The 19,794-nt window shown below is 72.5% G+C and carries 19 protein-coding genes and 2 pseudogenes; 13 read left to right on the plus strand and 8 right to left on the minus strand.

The window, feature by feature from the left end; translation table 11 throughout:
• Positions 1-93: 93 nt before the first annotated feature.
• Positions 94-810, minus strand: a complete 717-nt coding sequence (npdG, locus tag ACZ6I1_RS28255) for an NADPH-dependent F420 reductase (RefSeq protein WP_469291741.1) — start codon at positions 808-810, stop codon at positions 94-96.
• Positions 811-938: 128 nt separating this feature from the next.
• Between npdG and ACZ6I1_RS28260 the strand changes: the two genes are divergently transcribed.
• Positions 939-1,604, plus strand: coding sequence for a hypothetical protein (locus tag ACZ6I1_RS28260; protein ID WP_469291742.1), 666 nt, complete (start codon positions 939-941; stop codon positions 1,602-1,604).
• A gap of 19 nt (positions 1,605-1,623) precedes the next feature.
• On the opposite strand, the gene ACZ6I1_RS28265 is transcribed toward ACZ6I1_RS28260, so the two are convergent.
• On the minus strand, positions 1,624-1,869 hold the full coding sequence (locus ACZ6I1_RS28265; protein ID WP_469291743.1) for a hypothetical protein: 246 nt from the start codon (positions 1,867-1,869) through the stop codon (positions 1,624-1,626).
• 81 nt (positions 1,870-1,950) lie between these two features.
• Here ACZ6I1_RS28265 and map point away from each other — a divergent pair, with 81 nt between their 5' ends.
• Both map and ACZ6I1_RS28275 read left to right on the plus strand, forming a co-directional pair.
• On the plus strand, positions 1,951-2,808 hold the full coding sequence (gene map, locus ACZ6I1_RS28270) for a type I methionyl aminopeptidase (RefSeq protein WP_469291744.1): 858 nt from the start codon (positions 1,951-1,953) through the stop codon (positions 2,806-2,808).
• A 130-nt stretch (positions 2,809-2,938) separates the two neighbouring features.
• The gene (locus ACZ6I1_RS28275; RefSeq protein WP_469291745.1) at positions 2,939-3,586 is read left to right on the plus strand and encodes a biliverdin-producing heme oxygenase; all 648 of its coding nucleotides are present in this window, start codon (positions 2,939-2,941) and stop codon (positions 3,584-3,586) included.
• 73 nt (positions 3,587-3,659) lie between these two features.
• Here the strand turns inward: ACZ6I1_RS28275 and ACZ6I1_RS28280 are convergent, their stop codons facing one another.
• The 3 genes from ACZ6I1_RS28280 to ACZ6I1_RS28290 form a co-directional block, all read right to left on the minus strand.
• The gene (locus ACZ6I1_RS28280) at positions 3,660-4,322 is read right to left on the minus strand and encodes a PhzF family phenazine biosynthesis protein (RefSeq protein WP_469291746.1); all 663 of its coding nucleotides are present in this window, start codon (positions 4,320-4,322) and stop codon (positions 3,660-3,662) included.
• 31 nt (positions 4,323-4,353) lie between these two features.
• Positions 4,354-5,760 (minus strand): HtaA domain-containing protein, encoded by a 1,407-nt coding sequence (locus tag ACZ6I1_RS28285; protein ID WP_469291747.1) that lies wholly within the window; start codon positions 5,758-5,760, stop codon positions 4,354-4,356.
• A 74-nt stretch (positions 5,761-5,834) separates the two neighbouring features.
• A complete protein-coding gene (locus tag ACZ6I1_RS28290) occupies positions 5,835-7,220 on the minus strand; it encodes an HtaA domain-containing protein (protein WP_469291748.1) in 1,386 nt (461 codons plus the stop codon).
• A gap of 115 nt (positions 7,221-7,335) precedes the next feature.
• Here ACZ6I1_RS28290 and ACZ6I1_RS28295 point away from each other — a divergent pair.
• The 6 genes and pseudogenes from ACZ6I1_RS28295 to efeU all read left to right on the plus strand — a co-directional run.
• Positions 7,336-7,764, plus strand: a pseudogene (locus ACZ6I1_RS28295) (ABC transporter substrate-binding protein); the annotation flags it as partial.
• A 5-nt stretch (positions 7,765-7,769) separates the two neighbouring features.
• A pseudogene (locus ACZ6I1_RS28300) lies at positions 7,770-8,582 on the plus strand (FecCD family ABC transporter permease); the annotation flags it as partial.
• Between the two features lie 17 nt (positions 8,583-8,599).
• Positions 8,600-9,475, plus strand: a complete 876-nt coding sequence (locus tag ACZ6I1_RS28305; RefSeq protein ID WP_469291794.1) for a heme ABC transporter ATP-binding protein — start codon at positions 8,600-8,602, stop codon at positions 9,473-9,475.
• Positions 9,476-9,650: 175 nt separating this feature from the next.
• Positions 9,651-10,802, plus strand: coding sequence for an iron uptake system protein EfeO (efeO, locus tag ACZ6I1_RS28310; RefSeq protein WP_469291749.1), 1,152 nt, complete (start codon positions 9,651-9,653; stop codon positions 10,800-10,802).
• A 31-nt stretch (positions 10,803-10,833) separates the two neighbouring features.
• Positions 10,834-12,135, plus strand: coding sequence for an iron uptake transporter deferrochelatase/peroxidase subunit (gene efeB / locus ACZ6I1_RS28315; RefSeq protein WP_469291750.1), 1,302 nt, complete (start codon positions 10,834-10,836; stop codon positions 12,133-12,135).
• A 71-nt stretch (positions 12,136-12,206) separates the two neighbouring features.
• On the plus strand, positions 12,207-13,064 hold the full coding sequence (gene efeU, locus ACZ6I1_RS28320) for an iron uptake transporter permease EfeU (protein ID WP_469291751.1): 858 nt from the start codon (positions 12,207-12,209) through the stop codon (positions 13,062-13,064).
• Positions 13,065-13,089: 25 nt separating this feature from the next.
• Here the strand turns inward: efeU and ACZ6I1_RS28325 are convergent, their stop codons facing one another.
• The gene (locus tag ACZ6I1_RS28325) at positions 13,090-13,953 is read right to left on the minus strand and encodes a PhzF family phenazine biosynthesis protein (RefSeq protein ID WP_469291752.1); all 864 of its coding nucleotides are present in this window, start codon (positions 13,951-13,953) and stop codon (positions 13,090-13,092) included.
• A gap of 40 nt (positions 13,954-13,993) precedes the next feature.
• A complete protein-coding gene (locus ACZ6I1_RS28330) occupies positions 13,994-14,752 on the minus strand; it encodes an SDR family oxidoreductase (protein ID WP_469291753.1) in 759 nt (252 codons plus the stop codon).
• A gap of 108 nt (positions 14,753-14,860) precedes the next feature.
• Between ACZ6I1_RS28330 and ACZ6I1_RS28335 the strand changes: the two genes are divergently transcribed.
• A complete protein-coding gene (locus ACZ6I1_RS28335; protein WP_469291754.1) occupies positions 14,861-16,171 on the plus strand; it encodes a Bcr/CflA family multidrug efflux MFS transporter in 1,311 nt (436 codons plus the stop codon).
• Positions 16,172-16,180: 9 nt separating this feature from the next.
• Positions 16,181-17,188 (plus strand): small ribosomal subunit Rsm22 family protein, encoded by a 1,008-nt coding sequence (locus ACZ6I1_RS28340; RefSeq protein WP_469291755.1) that lies wholly within the window; start codon positions 16,181-16,183, stop codon positions 17,186-17,188.
• Here ACZ6I1_RS28340 and ddaH read toward each other — a convergent pair.
• Positions 17,185-18,042, minus strand: coding sequence for a dimethylargininase (gene ddaH, locus ACZ6I1_RS28345; protein ID WP_469291756.1), 858 nt, complete (start codon positions 18,040-18,042; stop codon positions 17,185-17,187). The two genes, ACZ6I1_RS28340 and ddaH, sit on opposite strands and share 4 nt — an antisense overlap.
• A gap of 131 nt (positions 18,043-18,173) precedes the next feature.
• Here ddaH and ACZ6I1_RS28350 point away from each other — a divergent pair, with 131 nt between their 5' ends.
• Both ACZ6I1_RS28350 and ACZ6I1_RS28355 read left to right on the plus strand, forming a co-directional pair.
• Positions 18,174-18,785: a TetR/AcrR family transcriptional regulator gene (locus ACZ6I1_RS28350; protein WP_469291757.1), complete on the plus strand. Its 612-nt coding sequence runs from the start codon at positions 18,174-18,176 to the stop codon at positions 18,783-18,785.
• Positions 18,786-18,934: 149 nt separating this feature from the next.
• A complete protein-coding gene (locus ACZ6I1_RS28355) occupies positions 18,935-19,684 on the plus strand; it encodes a bifunctional DNA primase/polymerase (protein ID WP_469291758.1) in 750 nt (249 codons plus the stop codon).
• Positions 19,685-19,794: the final 110 nt, after the last annotated feature.

Raw genomic sequence — 19,794 nt, forward strand, 5'->3', positions numbered from 1 at the left:
AAAACACTGAAGGGGGTCGAGCCCCTCCAGTGTCTCCCATGCCCCGCAGTGTTCCCGTAAGGGCGTCCGGGCGGTGCGCGGCGGACGGCCCGGTCAGACGTCCGTGATGCGCAGGCCCGCGTGGGCCTTGTAGCGGCGGTTGGTCGAGATGAGGTTGGCGACCAGGGCTTCTACCTGGTGGGCGTTGCGGAGGCGGCCCGCGAAGACGCCGCGCATGCCCGGGATGCGGGCGGCGAGGGCCTGGACCAGGTCGGTGTCCGCGCGGGATTCGCCGAGGACCATCACATCCGTGTCGATCTCCTCGATCGACTGGTCCTGGAGCAGGACCGCCGAGAGGTGGTGGAAGGCCGCGGTGACGCGGGAGTCCGGGAGGAGGGCGGCGGCCTGCTGGGCGGCGCTGCCCTCCTCGACCTGGAGGGCGTAGGCACCCTGCTTGTCGAAGCCGAGCGGGTTGACGCAGTCCACGACGAGCTTGCCCGCGAGGTCCTCGCGCAGCGCTTCGAGGGTCTTGGCGTGGCCCTCCCACGGCACCGCGATGATCACGATGTCGCTGCGGCGCGCGCATGCGGCGTTGTCGGCGCCCTCCACGCCGAGGCCCAGTTCCTCGGCGGCGGTGTGCGCGCGGTCGGCGGCACGGGAGCCGATGATCACCTTCTGGCCGGCCCGGGCGAACCGGTAGGCCAGGCCGCGGCCCTGGTCGCCGGTGCCGCCGAGGACGCCGACGACGAGGCCGGAGACGTCCGGCAGGTCCCGGGGGTCCTTGGCGGGCGTCTTGGCCGGGGGCTGCTGCGTGCTGTCTGTGGAGGTCATGGGGGCGAGGGTACTGCCGAGTACGGCACAGCCGAAGGGGAGGGAGAGGGGAGGGAGAGGGGCGGGAGGCGCCGGGTGGAGCGGAGGAAGTGCTCCCGCTTGTCCGGTTCATGGTGCAGGATGCCGCTATGGATGCCGTGAGAGTCGCGTTGCTGCGCGAGGTCCTCGCCGGTACGGAGTGGCCCGGCGCCGCGCGCCGCTTCGCCGGCGCGCTGCGGCGCTCGGTCGTCCCGGCCGGCGGGAACCTGCTGCTCGTGGGCACCGAGCGGTACGAGCCCTGGCACCTGGCGGCGCACCTGGTGGACGAGGCCGCCTGGTCGGGGCAGCCGGAGCTGGCGCCCACCCTCGTACGGCACCACGTGCTGCCCGGGGAGCCGCCGCACCTGTCGGTGGGGCTGGGCCGGCTGGAGGCGGCCCGGAGCGGGCACACGCTGCTGGTGGTGGCGCCCGGGGCGCCGGGCGAGGCGCTGCTGGAGCGGGTCCACGACGCCCGGCGCGCAGGGGCGACCGTACTGTGCCTCGACGGCGGGGACCCGGATCTGGACGCGCTCGCGCACGAGGCGCTCTCGGTGCCGCAGGGCCCCGCGGAGGGGGCGCCCGGCGGCGGTGACGGGTGCGGTGGCGGCGGTGGCGGTGGCGGGGGCGGGGGGATGGACCTGGACACCGTGCAACACCTGGTCAGCGCGGCGGCCGGGGAGAACAGCCTGCCGGTGCAGCGCGGGCCGCGCCGGTTCCGCGACCGGCTGGCGCGGCTGGCCGATCAGCTGACCGCGCCGCCGCCCAGCCGCTGGTAGCCCGGCACTGCCGGCCGGGTCAGGTGGCCGTGCCCCCGTCTTCCCCGCGTTCCTCGCGCGTCTTGTCGTTCCACTTGGGGTCGGTCTGCCATTCGAGGTTGCGCTCCTGCGCCGTCTCCATGGCGTGGGCCGCCTCCTCGGGGGTCCCGTACGGACCGAAGCGGTCCTTGGCGGGGCACTCGGGGCCCTCCTCCACCTTCTGGTGGACCAGGCAGTAGTACCACTCGCCCGGTTTGCCCACTTGGCGCTTCTTGAAAAGGGCCATCGCTGTCGGGCTCCTCTCGCTACCGCTGCTACCGCTCTCTGCCGCCATGCTGCCCCATCCCCGCTGGATACACTCGCTTGCATGTCTGGCCAGTCGCTGCTCGTACCAGGCGAGCTCTCCCCCGTCCGTTCCGTTCCCGGAAACATCCGCCGTCCCGAGTACGTGGGCAAGCCCGCACCCACCCCGTACACCGGACCGGAGGTGCAGTCGGCCGAGACCATCGAGGCCATGCGCATCGCCGGCCGGATCGCCGCCCAGGCGATGGAGGAGGCGGCCAAGCTGATCGCTCCGGGGGTGACCACCGACGAGCTGGACCGGGTCGCGCACGCGTACATGTGCGACCACGGCGCCTACCCGTCGACGCTGGGCTACCGGGGCTTCCCGAAGTCGCTGTGCTCCTCGGTGAACGAGGTCATCTGCCACGGCATCCCGGACTCCACCGTGCTGCGCGACGGAGACATCGTGAACCTCGATGTGACCGCGTACATCGGCGGAGTCCACGGCGACAACAACGCCACGTACCTGTGCGGGGAGGTGGACGAGGAGTCGCGGCTGCTGGTGGAGCGCACCCGGGAGGCGCTGAACCGTGCCATCAAGGCCGTCAAGCCGGGCCGCCAGATCAACGTCATCGGCCGGGTCATCGAGTCGTACGCGAAGCGTTTCGGCTACGGCGTGGTCCGGGACTTCACCGGTCACGGCATCAATTCCTCGTTCCACTCCGGCCTGATCATCCCGCACTACGACAGCCCGCACGCCACCACCGTCATCGAGCCGGGGATGACGTTCACCATCGAGCCGATGCTGACCCTGGGCACCCACGAGTACGACATGTGGGAGGACGGCTGGACGGTCGTCACGAAGGACCGCAAGCGGACCGCGCAGTTCGAGCACACGCTGGTGGTGACCGACAGCGGGGCGGAGATCCTGACCCTGCCCTAGCCGGTTCGGCCCCGTGGGAAATTTTTACCGACAAGGCGTCGGGAACTCATTGACTTAGGCATACCTAAGTAGGAAGATCGGACGTGGCGGGCATGCCGCCACGTCTGTTTCCCCTTCCTGGAGGTCCGTCTTGGACGCCTTCTCTACGGTCATCCGCGTCGCCTCGCACGAGCAGCACACCGAAGCAGAGACGTCGACCTTCATGAGCGACCTGATGGGCGGCCGGCTCGGGGTGGACGCGTTCGCGCGCTACACCGAGCAGTTGTGGTTCGTGTACCGCGCCCTGGAGGACGCGGCCGAATCCCTCAAGGACGACCCGGTGGCCGGCCCGTTCATCCGGCCCGAGCTGATGCGCGTCGCCGAAATCGAGCGAGACCTCGCGCACCTGCTGGGTCCGGACTGGCGCGAGAACGTGGCGGCACTGCCCGCGACCGAGGCCTACGCCGCCCGGGTGGCCCAGTGCGCGGCCGAGTGGCCGGGCGGCTACGTCGCCCACCACTACACCCGCTACCTGGGCGACCTGTCCGGCGGCCAGATCATCCGCGACAAGGCGGAGCGCACCTGGGGCTTCGAGCGCAAGGGCGACGGCGTCCGCTTCTACGTCTTCGCGGACATCTCCAACCCGGCGGCCTTCAAGCGGACCTACCGCGAACTGCTCGACGCGATCGCCGCGGACGACCTGGAGAAGCAGCGCATCGTCGACGAGTGCAAGCGCGCCTTCGACTTCAACGGCGCGGTCTTCCGGGAACTGGGCGAGCAGTTCCCGCTCAGCGCCTAGGGGTGTTTGGTGCTGTGAGGCGGAAGGGCCGGGCCGGTGCGCGTGCACCGGCCCGGCCCGTTTGGCGCGAGCCCTACGGCCTCGGACCGGCGAAGCGGACGCGGCCGCCGATCTCCACGCTGCCGTCGGGGCAGGGGGCCGTGAGGATCTGGGAACCCGCGCCCTGGGTGATGTTCAGGGCGCGGTTGAGCTGGGCGGTGAGCAGGATCGCCGCCGAGCCGGTGGCCTCGTCCTCGGCGATGACCCCGTCGGCCCGGCGCGGGAAGCCGCGGGCCCGTACCCGGCCGGCGGTCTCGTCCTCCCAGGCCCACGCGTACAGCCAGCCCTCGCCCGGCGGCGGGGCCGGTAGCGCCTCGACCTCGGCGACCGACCCGTACTGCTCGGTGCGCTTGCCCTCGACCCACTCGGGGCGGGCCGTGATCCAGGTGAACTCCCCGTCGTCACGGGCCCATACGGAGCCGGCCGGAGGCTGGAGCTCCTCGATGTCCAGCAGCCAGGCGAGCCCGACCAGCGGGTGCCCGGCGAAGGACATCCGCGTGCCGGGGGTGCGGATGTCGACGATTCCGCGCTCGGGGTCGTCGACGAACACCGTCTCGCTGTAGCCAAGTTCGGCGGCCAGGGCCTGCCGCGACCCGTCGTCGGGGCAGACCCGGCCGTCGCGTACGACACCGAGCAGGTTGCCGTGCCGGCCGTCGCCCGCGCAGAAGACCTTCAACACGTCGAGATGATCGTTCACGCGGGCATTCAAGCACGGCACGGCTCAGCGGCTAGGCCGTACGCCTCCTGCGCGCGAGGAACACGGCTCCCGCGCCCGCCGCGATGACGGCGCCGGAAGTGCCGAGCAGGGCCCCGGCGGGGATCTCGGCGCCGGTGGTGGCGAGGCTGCCGCCGACGGTGGCGGCGGTGGCTCCCGTACCGCCCGTGCCACCGGTGCCGCCCGTACCGCTCGTACCGCCCGTACCGCCGGTGGTGCCGCTCGGCGGCAGGGTGGCGTCCTTGTCCACCGCCACCGACAGGGTGATCGGGTCGATCGGGTCGCCCGCCTTGTACATGGAGCCGGTGGTGCCGTTGGCGAAGAGGGCCGCGCCCTTGGCGGTGAAGGCCGCCGGTACCGCGTTCAGCGTCAGTACGCCGCCCCGGGTTGTGTAGTCCGTCTTGGACAGGTCGAGCGTGGCGAAGGGGAGTTGGTTCACCCAGAGGGTGCCGGTCTTTCCGGTGGCCTCGACGCGGACGTCGCCGAAGGCCATGTCGATGCCGTGGGCCGCGTACTGGAAGCGGAGGCTGCCCTCGAAGGAGGCGTTCAGCTTCTGGTTCTTCGCGTCCAGTTCGCCCTTGCCGAAGGCGAAGTCGAAGAGGTCGCCGTTCTTCGCGGCGCCGCCGGACGGGGTGATCGAGCCCGCGCTCAAGACGTACGTGCGGAAGGACTCCTTCACACCCCACGTCAGCTTGCCGCTGAGGACCTTCTGCGGACCGTCGGCCGGGACCGTGGGCGTCACGGTGGGGGTGGCCGACTTCGTGGAAGTCGGGGTCGGGGTGGGGGTCGGCGTCGGGGTGGGGGTGGGCGTGGGGGTCGGCTGGGTGGGCTTTTCGAACTCCAGCTTCGCCGTGAGCGGGTCGCCCGCCTTGTTCTCGTACGACGCCGAACCGAGCGCGTCCGCCGCCTCCTTGGTGAGCGTGGTCGCCAGGCCCGTCATCGACTGGCCGGCGAAGGCGACCGCGGCCAGCGGAACGTCCTGGGCCGTGGAGCCGCCCTTGGTGACGTCCGCGGTGAGCTTCTTGGTGCCGGTGTCGATACGGAAGTCCGAGAGCTTGACCTCGAAGCCGTGGCCGGCCGGCGGGGCGGGCGAGGAGAAGGTGACGCTGCCCTTGAACGCGGCCTTCACCACGTGGCCGGCGGCCGGTTCGTACTGCCCGGTCGGCTCGCCGAAGCGCAGGCTGCCGTCCGCGTTCTGCTGGGCGCCGTCCGCCACGGTGATGGTGCCCTTGGCCATGCCGGTCACATAGGCGCGGTAACTGGCGAGCACACCCCAGTCGAGGGTGCCGCCGACGATCTTCACCGGGGCGGTCGGGGGACCGCCCGCGGCCGAGGCGGGCAGGACCAGGGCGGTGGCGCCGAGAGCGGCGGCGGTGAGGACGGCGGCCGCGACGGCGATCGGACGGCGGTGGGACGACATGGCTGCAAACTCCTGGGAAGGGAAGGGAAGGGAAGGGGAGGGGCGGCGGAGGAGGGGGCGAGGGTGCGGTGCCGTTACGGGGCTTCGGACGCCGCGCGGCGCTTGCGGATCACGAACGCGGCGCCGCCGGCGGCGAGCACCAGCACGGCCGCCGCGAGGGCGGTGTACGTCCCGGCGTTCGAGGAACTCCCGGCCTTGGCGACCGCCCCGGCGGAGGCGCTGGGTGCCGGCGAGGGCGCGGCCGTGGAGCCGAGGTCGGGCAGCGCGGGCAGTTTCGCGGTGCTGTCGAGGGCGATCGCGAGGGAGACGGGGTCCATCTCGGTGCCCGGCTTGTACAGGGCGTTGAAGGCCTGCGAGCCGCCCTCGGTGAGGACGGCGGGGGCTTCGGTCAGGGTGGCGAGGCCGCCCTCGGTCTTGAGCGCCTTGGCGTCGAACTCGACCAGTGCGACGGCGTTCTTCGTCGTACCGCCCGAGGTGACGTCGGCGGACAGCACGCCCTTGCCCTGCTCCACCGTGACGCGCACCGCGCCGAACTTCAGGTCCAGGTGGGCGCCGGTGAAGTGGACGGTGCCGGCGAAGGCGGCGTCAAGGGTGCCTTTTCCGCCGTCGTACGCGCCCTTGCCCTGGGGGAAGCGGAACAGCGCGCCGCCGTCCTGGGCGCCCTCGGCGAGGCTCCACTTGCCCTGGCCGACGGAGCCGGTGACGTACTCGCGGAAGGTACGGCGCACCCCCCAGTCCACGGCGGCGTCGGCGAAGGCCCCCGGCGCCTGCGCCGGCGGGGTCGCGGCGGCGGACGCGCTCGGCTGCGCCGCGGTGGGCGACTGCGAAGGCTGCGCGGCCGGGGCGGCCTTGACGTCGGCGGAGAGTGAGACCGGGTCGAGCTGCGCGCCGGCCGCGTAGTAGCCGGCGAAGGCCTTGGCGCCCTGTTCGGTGAGGGTGGCCGGGATGGTGGTGAGGGTCAGCGGGCTCGCGCCGCCCTTCATGTCGACCCCGCCGACGCCGAGGGTCGCGAACGGCACCTGGGACTGGGTGGTGACCGCTCCGGTGTCCTTGGCCTTGCCGGAGACGTCCACGTACAGGGTGCCGCGGCCGCCGTTGATCTTGGCGGTGGGGCGGCTGATGGTCATGTCCAGCTCATAGGCGCCGTCGGGCTTCCGGTGGCCCTGGAAGGTCACCCCGCCCGAATAGGAGGCCTCGAAGGCTCCGGATTGCGGGTCGTAGGAGCCGGTCGCCGTGTGGAAGCGGAACAGGTTCCCGCCGACGGTCGCGGCTCCGCCCTTCAGCCGGAAACCGCCTTTCGCGACGGGACCCGTCACATAACTCTGGAAAGACGATTTGACGCCCCAGTCGAGACGACCGCCCTGCACGGTGCCCGCCCGGGCGACGCCGGCCGGGAGCAGCGCTCCCAGTACGGCCGCCAACAGGGCGACGGCGAACGCACGGACGGGTCTTGTGGGCATGACCGCCCCCTCCAGGGTCTAGCGAGCAAGGTTAGGCTAACCTAAGCTACCCCTGGCCGGATGGGAAACCCCCCGGTCCCCACCACCTCAGTCGGACGATCAGGACGGTGCCTTCGTGCCTACGCCCGCCGCGTCACACCGCTTCCCCCGTCTCGCTCTCGCCGTGGCAGCACTGGCACTTGCGCTGACGGGCTGCGGGGGTACGGCCACCACCCCGGGCCCATCCGCCCACACCGCCGCCGCCCCGGACCGGGTGGAACCGCTCACCCCGGCTCCGGCGCCCGCGATGCCGGTGACCGTGGCCTCGGCCGACGGCTCCCGTGTCACCGTCGCCTCGGCGGACCGGGTCGTCCCGCTGACCGGCGGCCTCAACGAGATCGTCCACACCCTGGGCCTCGGCGACCGGGTCGTCGCCAAGGACATCACCGCCACCTTCGAACAGGCCGCCGCCCTGCCGGTGGTGACCCGCGGGCACGACGTCTCCGCCGAGAGCGTGCTCTCGCTGCGCCCGACGCTCGTCCTCGCGGAAACCACCACCGGCCCCGGCACGTCGGCGCGAGCCTGGGCTGCGCGGGCGCGCTCATGCAGGGCGTCTTCGGCAACCCCCTGGCCGAGCCCGGCATCATCGGGATCTCGGCGGGAGCCGCGGTCGGCGCGGTCGCCGCCATCGCGCTAGGGCTCGGCTTCCTCGGCAACTGGACGATTCCCTTCTGCGCGTTCACCGCGGGCCTGGCCACCGTCGGCTCCGTCTACTTCCTCTCCCGCAACGGCGGCAGGACCGAGGTCGTCACCCTCATCCTCACCGGCATAGCCGTCAACGCCTTCGCCGGCGCCCTCATCGGCCTGTTCGTCTTCTTCGCGGACAGCGGGCAGGTCAACCAGATCACCTTCTGGCAGCTCGGCTCCCTCGCCCAGGCCACCTGGCCCAAGGTGCTCGCCGTACTCCCCTGCGCCCTGGCCGGCCTGCTCATCGCCCCCTTCTACTCCCGCCGCCTCGACCTGCTCTCCCTCGGCGAACGCCCGGCCCGCCACCTCGGAATCGACGTCGAACGGCTGCGCCTCGCCCTCATCCTGGTCGTGGCGCTGCTCACCGCGGCCGCCGTCGCCGTGGCCGGCGTCATCACCTTCGTCGGGCTGCTGGTCCCGCACCTGCTGCGGATGGCCCACGGCCCCGGCCACCGCTTCCTCGTGCCGGGCAGCGCGCTCGCCGGAGCCCTCGTCCTGGTCGCGGGCGATCTGGCCGCGCGGACCCTCGCCCAGCCGGCCGAGCTGCCGCTCGGTGTCCTGACCGCCCTGCTCGGCAGCCCGTTCTTCTTCTGGCTGCTGCGCCGCACCCGCCGCAAGCAAGGAGGCTGGGCGTGACCGAAGCGACCCGCAGGCTGACCGGGCTGCTCTCCCGCAACCGGCGGACCGTCCCGGCCCGCCCCGCGAGCGGATCGGCCGTCGCCGAGGTCACCGGACTGCACGTCCGGCTCGGACAGCGCGAGGTCCTGGCCGGCATCGACCTGACGGCCCGGGCCGGGGAGGTACTGGCCCTGGTGGGCCCCAACGGCGCGGGCAAGTCCACGCTGTTGGCGGCGCTGGCCGCCGACCTGCCGGCCGCCTCCGGGGAGATCCGGATCGACGGCCGCCCGGTGCACGGCTGGTCGGCCCCCGAGCTCGCGCTGCGGCGCTCGGTGCTCCCCCAGTCGGCCGCGCTGTCCTTCCCCTTCCCCGTGGCGGACGTCGTACGGATGGGCCGCGCGCCCTGGGCCGGCACCCCGCTCGCCGACGCGGACGAGGAGGCGGTGGCCGCCGCCATGGCCGCGACCGAGGTCACCGACTTCGCCGGCCGCCCCTTCTCCGCGCTCTCCGGCGGAGAGCGGGCCCGGGTCGCGCTGGCCCGCGTACTGGCCCAGCGGGCGCCGCTGTTGCTCCTCGACGAGCCCACCGCCGCCCTGGACCTGCGCCATCAGGAACTCGTGCTGCGGATCTGCCGGGAGCGGGCCGCCGCCGGGGACGCCGTGGTCGTGGTCCTGCACGACCTGGGCCTGGCCGCCGCCTACGCGGACCGGGCCGCCGTCCTGCACGACGGGCGGATCGCCGCGGCCGGTCCGCCGGCCGAGGTGTTCCACGACGCGCTGCTCAGCCGCGTCTACCGGCAGCCGGTCGAGGTCCTCCCGCACCCGCGCACCGGGGCCCCGCTGGTCGTCCCCGTCCGGTCACCCGACCAACCGGCCACACCCCACGGCCCGTCGGGTTTGACCCCTGCTTGACCCGGCCATGGGGCCGTCCTGGAACGTCCGTGACGGCCCCGTGTCCTGCGCGAAAAGCTGAGAGCTGAATCACTGCACGACGGGGTATGGGTCAACTAAGCCTCGGCTAAGTTAGGTCCGCCTCACTGGCCTCTCCCGCTGGGGACGGCCCCTCGTCGACGCCCAGGAGCCCCCTATGCGCCCCGCCCGCCTCACCGTCGTCGCCGCCGCCTCCGTGGCGGCCGCCCTGACCGCCGTCACCGGCTGCTCCCAGAAGAGCGACGCGGGCGGCGACGACGTGGTCAAGGTCGCGGCCTCCGACAGCGCCTGCGACGTGTCGAAGACGGAGTTCCCGTCCGGCAAGGTACAGATCGACGTGGAGAACAAGGGATCCAAGGTCACCGAGGTCTACGTCCTCTTCCCGGACGCCCGCATCGTGACCGAGCGCGAGAACATAGGCCCCGGCACCAAGGCCTCCATCACCGCCGAGATCAAGGCGGGCGACTACGAGATCGTCTGCAAGCCCGGCATGAAGGGCGACGGCATCGCCCAGAAGGTCAAGGCCACCGGCAAGGGCGGCGAGGAGAAGCGCAGCCCCGAAATGGACGCCGCGGTCGCCGCCTACCGCGGGTACGTGGTCCAGCAGGCCGAGGAGACCCTCCCCAAGGCGCAGGCCTTCGCGGACGCGGTCAAGTCCGGCGACGTCGAGGCCGCGAAGAAGCTGTACGCGCCCTCCCGCATCGGCTGGGAGCGCACCGAGCCCGTCGCCGAGTCCTTCGGTGACATCGACCCGAAGGTCGACGTCCGCGAGGACGGCCTGGAGGCCGGCCAGGACCCGGAGAAGGACTGGACGGGATGGCACCGCCTGGAGAAGTCCCTGTGGGCCGACAACAAGATCGACGACAACGACAAGAAGCTCGCCGACACCCTGATGGCGGACCTGACCGACTGGCAGAAGAAGGTCGGCCAGGCGGAGATCACCCCCACCTCGATCGCCAACGGTGCCAAGGAGCTCCTGGACGAGGTCGCCACCGGCAAGGTCACCGGTGAGGAGGAGCGCTACTCCCACACCGACCTGGTCGACTTCAAGGCCAACGTCGAGGGCGCGCAGAAGGCGTACGACGTCCTCAAGGCCATCGCCTCGAAGAACGACCCGGAGCTCGCCAAGCAGCTGGACACCCAGTTCGCGGCCCTGAACACCCTCCTGGACACGTACCGCGCCGACAAGACCGGTTACGAGTTCACCCCGTACGACAAGGTCGGCGAGGCCCAGCGCAAGGAGCTCTCGGACGGCGTCAACGCGCTCGCCGAGCCGCTCTCCAAGCTCGCGGCCGCGGTCGCGAAGTAACCGGCAGCAGCGAAACAGGCGGGAGAGCCGAATGTCCGAGTCGGAGCCGGCCGCGCAGCCGGAGGCGCAGACGCAGCCGGAGGCGGAGCACCACGAGAGCGGCAGGCCCGCGCCCACACGGCGCTCCGTGCTCGGCTGGGGCGGGGCCGGGCTCGCGCTCGGCGCCGCCGCGTCCGGCGGCACCGTGGCGGCCCTGGCCACCGGCTCGGACGCGCTCCCGGTGTCCTCCGCCGGGGCGGCCGTGCCGTTCCACGGCGCACACCAGGCCGGAATCGCCACCGCCGTGCAGGACCGCCTGCACTTCGCGGCCTTCGACGTGAAGACGAAGGACCGCGGGGAGCTCGTCGAGCTCCTCAAGGAGTGGACGCAGGCGGCCCGGCTCATGACGGCCGGCCGGCCGGTCGGCGAGGGCGGCTTCGGCGGCCTCCCCGAGGCGCCGCCGGACGACACGGGCGAGGCGCTGGGCCTCAAGCCCTCGCGGCTCACCCTGACCATCGGCTTCGGGCCCGGCCTGTTCGCCAAGGACCGCTTCGGGCTGGAGGACAAGCGCCCCGAAGCCCTGGTGGACCTGGAGCTGTTCCCCGGCGACAACCTGGACGCGGCCCGCTCCGGCGGCGACATCTGCGTCCAGGCCTGCGCCGACGACCCGCAGGTCGCCGTGCACGCGATCCGCCAGCTGGCCCGCATCGGCTTCGGCCGGACCGCGATGCGCTGGTCGCAGCTCGGCTTCGGCAAGACCTCCTCGACCACGCCCGAAGAGCAGACCCCGCGCAACATGATGGGCTTCAAGGACGGCACCCGGAACATCTCGGGCACCGACCAGGCCGCCCTGGACAAGCACGTGTGGGTCGGCCCGGCCGACGGCAGCGCCTGGATGACCGGCGGCTCCTACCTCGTGGCCCGGCGGATCCGGATGAACATCGAGACCTGGGACCGCACCCCGCTGGGCGAGCAGGAGGACATCTTCGGCCGCGACAAGGGCGAAGGCGCCCCCGTCGGCAAGTCCAAGGAGCGCGACGAGCCGTTCCTGAAGGCGATGAAGCCGGAGGCGCACGTCCGCCTCGCCCACCCGGACTCCAACAACGGCGCGATGATGCTGCGCCGCGGCTACTCCTTCACGGACGGCACGGACGGTCTGGGCCGCCTCGACGCGGGCCTGTTCTTCCTCGCCTACCAGCGCGACGTCCGCACGGGCTTCATCCCGGTCCAGCGCAGTCTCGCGAAGGCCGACGTCCTCAACGAGTACATCCAGCACGTGGGTTCGGCGGTCTTCGCCGTCCCGCCGGGCGTCCGCGACGAGGACGACTGGTGGGGCCGGACGCTGTTCGCGTAGTCCGCCCGGTCCCCCGTCGTACAGCCCGCAGAGCCCGTAGAGGCCGGAGAGGCCGGAGAGGAACCACCGCCGTGTTCGGCAACTATCTGATCGGACTGCGCGAGGGGCTGGAGGCCGGCCTGGTCGTCTGCATCCTCGTCGCCTACCTGGTGAAGACCGGGCGCAGGGACGCCCTGCGCCCGGTCTGGCTCGGCATCGCGATCGCCTGCGGGATCTCGCTCGCCTTCGGCGCGACGCTCGAGTTCGGCAGCCAGGAGCTGACCTTCGAGGCGCAGGAGCTCCTCGGCGGCACCCTCTCCATCCTTTCGGTCGGTCTGGTGACGTGGATGGTCTTCTGGATGAAGCGCACCGCACGGCATCTGAAGGCCGAGCTGCAGGGCAGGCTCGACACGGCGCTCGCCATGGGTACCGGGGCGCTGGTCACGACCGCGTTCCTGGCCGTCGGCCGGGAGGGCCTGGAGACCGCGCTGTTCGTGTGGGCCTCGGTACGGGCCAGCGGCGAGGGCTCCTCCGCCCCGCTGGCCGGCGTACTGCTGGGCATCGCGACGGCGATCGTGCTGGGCTGGCTGTTCTACCGCGGTGCCCTGAAGATCAACCTGGCCCGGTTCTTCACGTGGACCGGCGCCATGCTGGTGGTCGTCGCCGCGGGCGTGCTCGCGTACGGGGTCCACGACCTCCAGGAGGCCCGCTTCCTCGGCGGTCTGGGCGACAAGGCCTTCGACGTCAGCGCGGCCGTCCCGCCGGACAGCTGGTACGGGACCGTGCTCAAGGGCGTCTTCAACTTCCAGCCGGACCCCACCGTGCTCCAGGTGTGGGTGTGGGCGCTGTACGTCATCCCCGTGCTGGTGCTGTTCTTCGCCGAGCGCCGGCGCCCGGCCGCTGCCGAGGCGCTCCCGGCGGGCGCGGCCGACGCCGCGCCCGCGAGCTGAGCCCACAGCACTTGAGCCCACAGCACTAGGGGATCCGTACGCCCGTACCGCCGACCCTGACCCGGGGGTCGCCCGCGCGCAGCTCCACGGTGAGCACCCCCGGGCGGCCCATGTCCGCGCCCTGGTGGAGGGTGAGCACGGCGTCCTGCGGGACCAGGCCGAGCTCGCGGGCGTACGCGCCGAAGGCGGCCGCGGCCGCGCCGGTCGCCGGGTCCTCGACGACTCCGCCGACCGGGAAGGGGTCCCGTACGTGGAACTCCGCCGGGCCCGCCCGGTACACCAGCTGCACGGTGGTCAGGTCCAGGCGCAGCATCAGCGCCTCCAGCCGGGCGAAGTCGTACGCGAGGTCCGCGAGCCGGGCCCGGGTGCGGGCGCCGAGCACCAGGTGGCGGGCTCCGGCGTAGGCGATCCGGGGCGGGAACGCCGGGTCGAGGTCGGCCTCCGGCCAGTCCAGCGCGGCCAGCGCCTCGGCGAGGTCGGCCGCGCCGATCTCCTCGGTGTGCGGCTCCACGCTGGTCAGCGTGGCCCGCAGCAGCCCGTCGGGTGACGCGGTGACGGACACCGGGACGGTTCCCGCCCGCGTCGCGAGCACCAGCTCCCCGGGGCCGATCCGCTCGCCCAGCGCCACGGCGGTGGCGACGGTGGCGTGCCCGCAGAACGGCACCTCCGCCTTCGGGCTGAAGTAGCGCACCGTGAAGGTCCGGCCCGGTTCCCCCGGCAGGCCCTCGGGCGGGGCGGTCAGGAAGGCCGTCTCGCTGTAGCCGAGCTCGGCGGCGATGCCCAACAGGGCGGAGTCGTCCAGTCCGGTCGCGTCGAGCACGACGCCCGCGGGGTTGCCGCCCGCGGGGTCGGCGGAGAAGGCCGCGTAGCGCAATGCCTCAGTCGTCATGATCGCCTCAACTGCGGGGCGGCGGCGGGCATTCCCGGGCTCAGCCCCGCCCGATGTACGGCATCGTCGTCGCCATCACCGTCGCGAACTGCACGTTCGCCTCCAGCGGGAGCTCCGCCATGTGCAGGACCGTGCGCGCCACGTCGGCGGCGTCCATCACCGGTTCGACGGCCAGCTGCCCGTTGGCCTGGAGGATGCCGGTCTGCATCCGCTCGGTCATCTCGGTGGCCGCGTTGCCGATGTCGATCTGCCCGCAGGCGATCTTGTACGGGCGTCCGTCCAGCGACAGGGACTTGGTCAGCCCGGTCATCGCGTGCTTGGTCGCGGTGTAGGCGACGGAGTTCGGGCGCGGCACGTGCGCCGAGATCGAGCCGTTGTTGATGATGCGGCCGCCCTGCGGGTCCTGCGCCTTCATCTGCCGGAAGGCGGCCTGCGCGCACAGGAAGGCGCCGGTCAGGTTGACGTCGACCACCGAGCGCCAGGCCTCGTAGGAGATGTCCTCCAGCGGGCCGCCCGGGCCGAAGGTGCCCGCGTTGTTGAAGAGCAGGTCGAGGCGCCCGTACCGCTCGCGCACGGCCCCGAACAGCGCAGCGACCTCGTCCGGATCGGTGACGTCCGTTCGGACGCAGAGCACGTCGGCGCCGTCGCCGGCCGCCGCGGCGGTCTCCTCCAGCGGCCCGGTGCGGCGGCCCGCCACCGCCACGGACCAGCCGGCCGCGGCCAGGGCCAGGGCCACGGAGCGGCCGATCCCCGAGCCGGCTCCCGTGACTACAGCGATCTTCTTCGTACGTTCGTCCATGGGGCCGCAGAGTACGTCACACGGCGCCCCGGTCCCCGGACGTTCCGATTGCTGAGAGCATGGGTCGGTCAGGGGTGCATGAAGAAGACAAGCAGACTGGAGTTCCGCATGTCGGAGAGAGGCCCCGTGACGGCCCGCTCGCACGAACCGTCGCCCGAAACGCCCTCCGTCCCCACCGCCCCCGCACCCCTGAAGGCCGCACGCCGCACCGGCCTGCTGGTCACCTTCATACTCGGGGGGCTGACCGCCCTCCCCCCGCTGTCCATGGACATGTACCTGCCGGCCCTGCCGGAGGTCACCAACGCCCTGCACAGCCCGGCCGCCACCGTCCAGCTCACCCTCACCGCCTGCCTCGCCGGCATGGCGCTCGGCCAGCTGGTCATCGGCCCGATGAGCGACAAGTGGGGCCGCCGCCGGCCGCTGCTCATCGGCATGGTCGTCTACGTCCTGGCCACCGCGATCTGCGCCCTCGCCCCCACCGCCGAGCTGCTGATCGCCTTCCGCCTGCTCCAGGGCCTGGCCGGGGCGGCCGCGATCGTCATCGCGCGGGCCGTCGTACGCGACCTGTACGACGGGGTCGAGATGGCCCGGTTCTTCTCCACCCTCATGCTCATATCCGGCACCGCCCCGATCGTCGCCCCGCTCATCGGCGGCCAGGTGCTGCGCTTCTCCGACTGGCGCGGGGTCTTCGTCGTCCTCACCGCCGTCGGGATCGTCCTCACCGTGATGATGTGGCGCAGCCTCGGCGAGACCCTGCCGCCCGAGCGCCGCCAGACCGGCGGCGTCGGCGCGGCCCTGCGCACCATGCGGGGGCTGCTCGGCGACCGCGTCTTCACCGGCTACACCCTGGCCGGCGGCTTCGCCTTCGCCGTGCTCTTCTCCTACATCGCCGCCTCCCCCTTCGTGGTGCAGGAGATCTACGGTGCTTCGCCCCAGGCCTTCAGCCTGCTGTTCGGCATCAACTCCTTCGGCCTGATCGCCGTCGGCCAGATCAACGGGAAGCTGCTCGTCGGCCGGGTCGACATGGACAAGACCCTGGCCGTCGGACTCGCGGTGACCACGGTCGCCTCGGTGGCGCTGCTGCTCATGGCCACCGGGGTGTTCGGGAAGGTCGGGCTGGTCCCGATCGCCGCCGCACTGTTCGTGCTGATGTCGGCGATGGGCCTGGTGATGCCGAACACCAACGCCCAGGCCCTCATGCGCACCCCCCACGCCGCCGGCTCGGCGTCCGCACTGATCGGCACCTCGTCCTTCCTGGTCGGCGCGATCGCCTCACCGCTGGTCGGCATCGCGGGCGAGGACACGGCGGTGCCGATGGCGGTGGTGCAGCTGGTCTGCTCGCTGCTGGCGGTGGGCTGCTTCCTCGGCCTGTGCCGCCCCTGGCAGCACCGCGAATCGGGCGCGCCCGCAGCGCCGTAAACTTCGCTGGTGAACGCCTCCGCCCCCACCACCGCCGAAACCCTCCGCAGCGCGCTCGGCGGGCTGCTCGACGGACTCCCGCCCAAGCAGGCCGCGACCGCCGTCGAGCGGCTCATCGCCAGCTACCGGGGGCAGACCCCGACCGACGCGCCCGTGCTGCGCGACCGCTCCGACGTGGCGGCGTACGCGGCGTACCGGATGCCGGCCACCTTCGAGGCCGTCCGGTCCGCCCTGGACGGCCTCGCGGAGGCGGCCCCGCAGTGGGCTCCGGGTTCCCACGTGGACGTGGGCGGCGGCACGGGCGCGGCCACCTGGGCGGTGGACGCCGTCTGGGACGGCCCGCGCGAGACCACGGTGCTGGACTGGGCGGAGCCGGCACTGCAGCTCGGCAGGGAACTCGCGCAGGCCTCCCACTCCCCCGTGCTGCGCGCGGCGCAATGGCGGCGGGCCGTCATCGGCTCCGGGCTGACCCTCCCGGAGGCCGACCTGGTGACGGTCTCGTACGTCCTGGGCGAGCTGACCCCGCAGGCCCGTACCGCCGTCGTCGCCGAGGCGGCGCGGGCCGGCCAGGCCGTGGTGCTGATCGAGCCGGGCACGCCGGAGGGGTACCTGCGCATCCGCGAGGCCCGTGACCAGCTCATCGCGGCCGGACTGCGGGTCGCCGCCCCCTGCCCGCACGACGGGACCTGCCCGATCGAGGTCGGACAGGACTGGTGCCACTTCTCGGCGCGGGTCAGCCGGTCCTCCCTGCACCGGCAGGTCAAGGGCGGCTCCCTCCCGTACGAGGACGAGAAGTTCAGCTACGTCGCCGCGACCCGCTTCCCGGCCGGGCCGGCCGCCTCCCGGATCACGCGGAAGCCGCAGATCCGGAAGGGGCTGGTCCTGCTGGAGCTGTGCGGACCGGAGGGCGAGGGCCTGACCCGGGCCAACGTGACCAAGCGTCACGGCGACCTCTACAAGGCGGCGCGGGACGCCGACTGGGGCCAGGCCTGGCCGCCCCCCTCCGAGAACGCCTAGGCCGGCCTAGCCTGGGCCGGCCCCGCCTGGGCCGGCCCCGCCTGGGCCGGCCTCAGCTCCTGGGTGCAGCACTTCACGCTGCCGCCGCCCTTGAGCAGCTCGCCCAGGTCCATCGGGACCGGCTCGAACCCCCGGTCCCGCAGCGGCGCCAGCAGCCCGGTCGCCGCCTGCGGGAGCAGCACGTGCCGGCCGTCCGACACCGCGTTCATGCCCAGGGCCGCCGCGTCCTCGGCCTCGGCGAGCAGCGCGTCGGGGAAGAGGCGTTGGAGTACGGCCCGGCTGCCCGCCGAGAAGGCGGCCGGGTAGTACATGACCTCGTCGCCGTCGAGGACGCACAGGGCCGTGTCCAGGTGGTAGTAGCGCGGGTCCACCAGGTCGAGGCCGATGACGGGGCGGCCGAAGAACTCCTGCGCCTCGTCGTGCGAGAGCGGGCTGGAGCGGAAGCCCCGGCCGGCCAGGATGTAGCTGGCGGTGACGGCGAAGTCGCCCTCCCCCTCGTTGACGTGGGACGGCTCGTGGACGTCCCGGTAGCCGTGACTGCGGAACCACTCGAGGTGGATCCCGGCCTCGGCGGCCCGCTCCGGATGGGCGAACCGCGCCCCGAGCACCCGGCCGTCGACGACGAGGGCACCGTTCGCCGCGAAGACCATGTCCGGCAGCTCGGGGTGCGGTTCGAGGGTTTCGACGGTGTGCCCGAGGGAGCGGTAGCGGTCCCTCAGGTCCTCCCACTGGGCCAGTGCGAGGGGCAGGTCCACCGGTTTCGTGGGATCCATCCACGGGTTGATGGAGTAGGTGACCTTGAAGTGTGCCGGTGGGCACATCAGGTAGCGCCGGGGTGTGGCGTCTCTGCGCAAAGAAGGCTCCTCACGACTTACGACGAGTGTGGAGAGAATCGTCTCTCCTACGGCGGGACACCGCAGTGAACTGATTGGGTGGTTTAGCGGACAAGAGGAAGACGAGACGTCTCGGTTGATAGTTTCAGGACATGACCAAGACCCCTGACGCCACCCGCCGCAGCGACCGCTCCCGGCGGGCCATCCTCGACGCCGCGCTCGCCCTGGTCGGGGAGGTCGGCTACAACAAACTGACCATCGAGGCGATCGCCGCCCGCGCCGGGGTCGGCAAGCAGACCATCTACCGGTGGTGGCCGTCGAAGGCCGCCATCCTCCTCGACGCCTCCCTCTCGCTCGCCGGGGACGCGGAGGCGCAGGCCCAGTGGACCGGCTTCCCCGACACCGGGGACCTCGCGGCCGACCTGAAGCACGTCCTGCGGGCGACGGTGGACGAGCTGTGCGACGAGAAGTACGAGGCCCCCGCGCGCGCCCTGACGGCGGCCGGGGCGACCGACCCCGAGCTCGGCGCCCGTTTCAACGAGCGGCTGCTGGAGCCGCAGCTCGCCCTGTACGAAGCGCGGTTGCGCACCGCGCGGGAGGCCGGACAGCTCGCGCCGGACACCGACCTGCGGCTGACGGTGGAGATGCTGCTGGGCCCCCTCACCTACCGCTGGCTGCTGCGGACGCAGCCGCTGACGCACGCCTTCACCGACGCGCTCGTGGACCGGGTGCTGGGCGGGGTGGCCAACGTCACCGTCGCCTGACGGGAAGCCAAATGGCCGAATTCTTCCGTTATGCGGCGGTTACCGGTCACCCCTCCCCAACCCCCCGGTCACCGAGACCGGTCACCCGGGGCGCAGGATGGTGGGACCATGTGAAGGTCCGCCGGGGATACGGTGAGGTGAGGGGATAGATGGGGTCTGAGTCCGGCCGCGTCAAACGCGGCGAGCAGAGCAGGATTTCCCAGTGGCTGCGCCGGCGGCAGAAACCCACCGCCGAGGACCCCGGAAAAGAGCGCGAGGCGCTCCTCCTGGCCGTCGCCGCCGCCGGTCTGCCGCTCGCCCCCGCCGCCCATCCCGCCGGTTATCGATGTTCGTGCGACCGCATCGGCTGTCCCACCCCCGCGCGGCACCCCGTCTCCTTCGCCTGGCAGACCCAGTCGACCACCGACCGCGCCCAGGTCGAACGCTGGGCGCGCAATCAGCCCCAGGCCAACTTCATCACCGCGACCGGCATGGTCCACGACGTACTCGACGTCCCGCTGGAAGCCGGCGCCGCCGCGCTCGCCCGCCTGCTGGAAGCCGGCATCGAGGTGGGCCCGGTCGCCGAATCGGGCGGCACCGGGGACCAGGCCCGGATGCTCTTCTTCACCGCCACCCGCGGTACGCCCGAGGACGAGGACGAGTGGTGGCCCTGCGAACTGGACTGCCACCCCGAGACGATGGACGAGCACCCGGGCCTGCGGTGGCACTGCCGCGGCAGCTACGTCCTGGTCCCCCCGGCGGTGCTCCCCGGCGAGCAGGCGGTGACCTGGCTCCGCGGCATGCAGTACCCCCTGCCGGACCCCCTCACCCTGCTGGAAACCCTGACGGACGCCTGCGCGACGTACGCGGGCAGCGGGAACCCGACTCCGGCCACGGTGGCCTGGCCCCTGGGCCGCTAGGGGGTGTCTGACGGAGGTCCGCCGCAGGCCCCGCGCCTCAAACGCCGGCGAGGCTGGATTGTGGCTGGCGCAGGTGCGACCGGCAGGCCGGAATTCCGCGGGGCGATGGT

The organism is Streptomyces sp. NPDC046303 (assembly GCF_055588085.1).

What these genes read in the sequence shown, in the direction of transcription:
- npdG (WP_469291741.1), bottom strand. Translation starts at nt 810, where the DNA reads ATGACCTCCACAGACAGCACGCAGCAGCCCCCGGCCAAGACGCCCGCC.
- ACZ6I1_RS28260 (WP_469291742.1), top strand. Translation starts at nt 939, where the DNA reads ATGGATGCCGTGAGAGTCGCGTTGCTGCGCGAGGTCCTCGCCGGTACG.
- ACZ6I1_RS28265 (WP_469291743.1), bottom strand. Translation starts at nt 1,869, where the DNA reads ATGGCCCTTTTCAAGAAGCGCCAAGTGGGCAAACCGGGCGAGTGGTAC.
- map (WP_469291744.1), top strand. Translation starts at nt 1,951, where the DNA reads ATGTCTGGCCAGTCGCTGCTCGTACCAGGCGAGCTCTCCCCCGTCCGT.
- ACZ6I1_RS28285 (WP_469291747.1), bottom strand. Translation starts at nt 5,760, where the DNA reads ATGTCGTCCCACCGCCGTCCGATCGCCGTCGCGGCCGCCGTCCTCACC.
- ACZ6I1_RS28290 (WP_469291748.1), bottom strand. Translation starts at nt 7,220, where the DNA reads ATGCCCACAAGACCCGTCCGTGCGTTCGCCGTCGCCCTGTTGGCGGCC.
- efeO (WP_469291749.1), top strand. Translation starts at nt 9,651, where the DNA reads ATGCGCCCCGCCCGCCTCACCGTCGTCGCCGCCGCCTCCGTGGCGGCC.
- efeB (WP_469291750.1), top strand. Translation starts at nt 10,834, where the DNA reads ATGTCCGAGTCGGAGCCGGCCGCGCAGCCGGAGGCGCAGACGCAGCCG.
- ACZ6I1_RS28325 (WP_469291752.1), bottom strand. Translation starts at nt 13,953, where the DNA reads ATGACGACTGAGGCATTGCGCTACGCGGCCTTCTCCGCCGACCCCGCG.
- ACZ6I1_RS28330 (WP_469291753.1), bottom strand. Translation starts at nt 14,752, where the DNA reads ATGGACGAACGTACGAAGAAGATCGCTGTAGTCACGGGAGCCGGCTCG.
- ACZ6I1_RS28335 (WP_469291754.1), top strand. Translation starts at nt 14,861, where the DNA reads ATGTCGGAGAGAGGCCCCGTGACGGCCCGCTCGCACGAACCGTCGCCC.
- ACZ6I1_RS28350 (WP_469291757.1), top strand. Translation starts at nt 18,174, where the DNA reads ATGACCAAGACCCCTGACGCCACCCGCCGCAGCGACCGCTCCCGGCGG.
- ACZ6I1_RS28355 (WP_469291758.1), top strand. Translation starts at nt 18,935, where the DNA reads ATGGGGTCTGAGTCCGGCCGCGTCAAACGCGGCGAGCAGAGCAGGATT.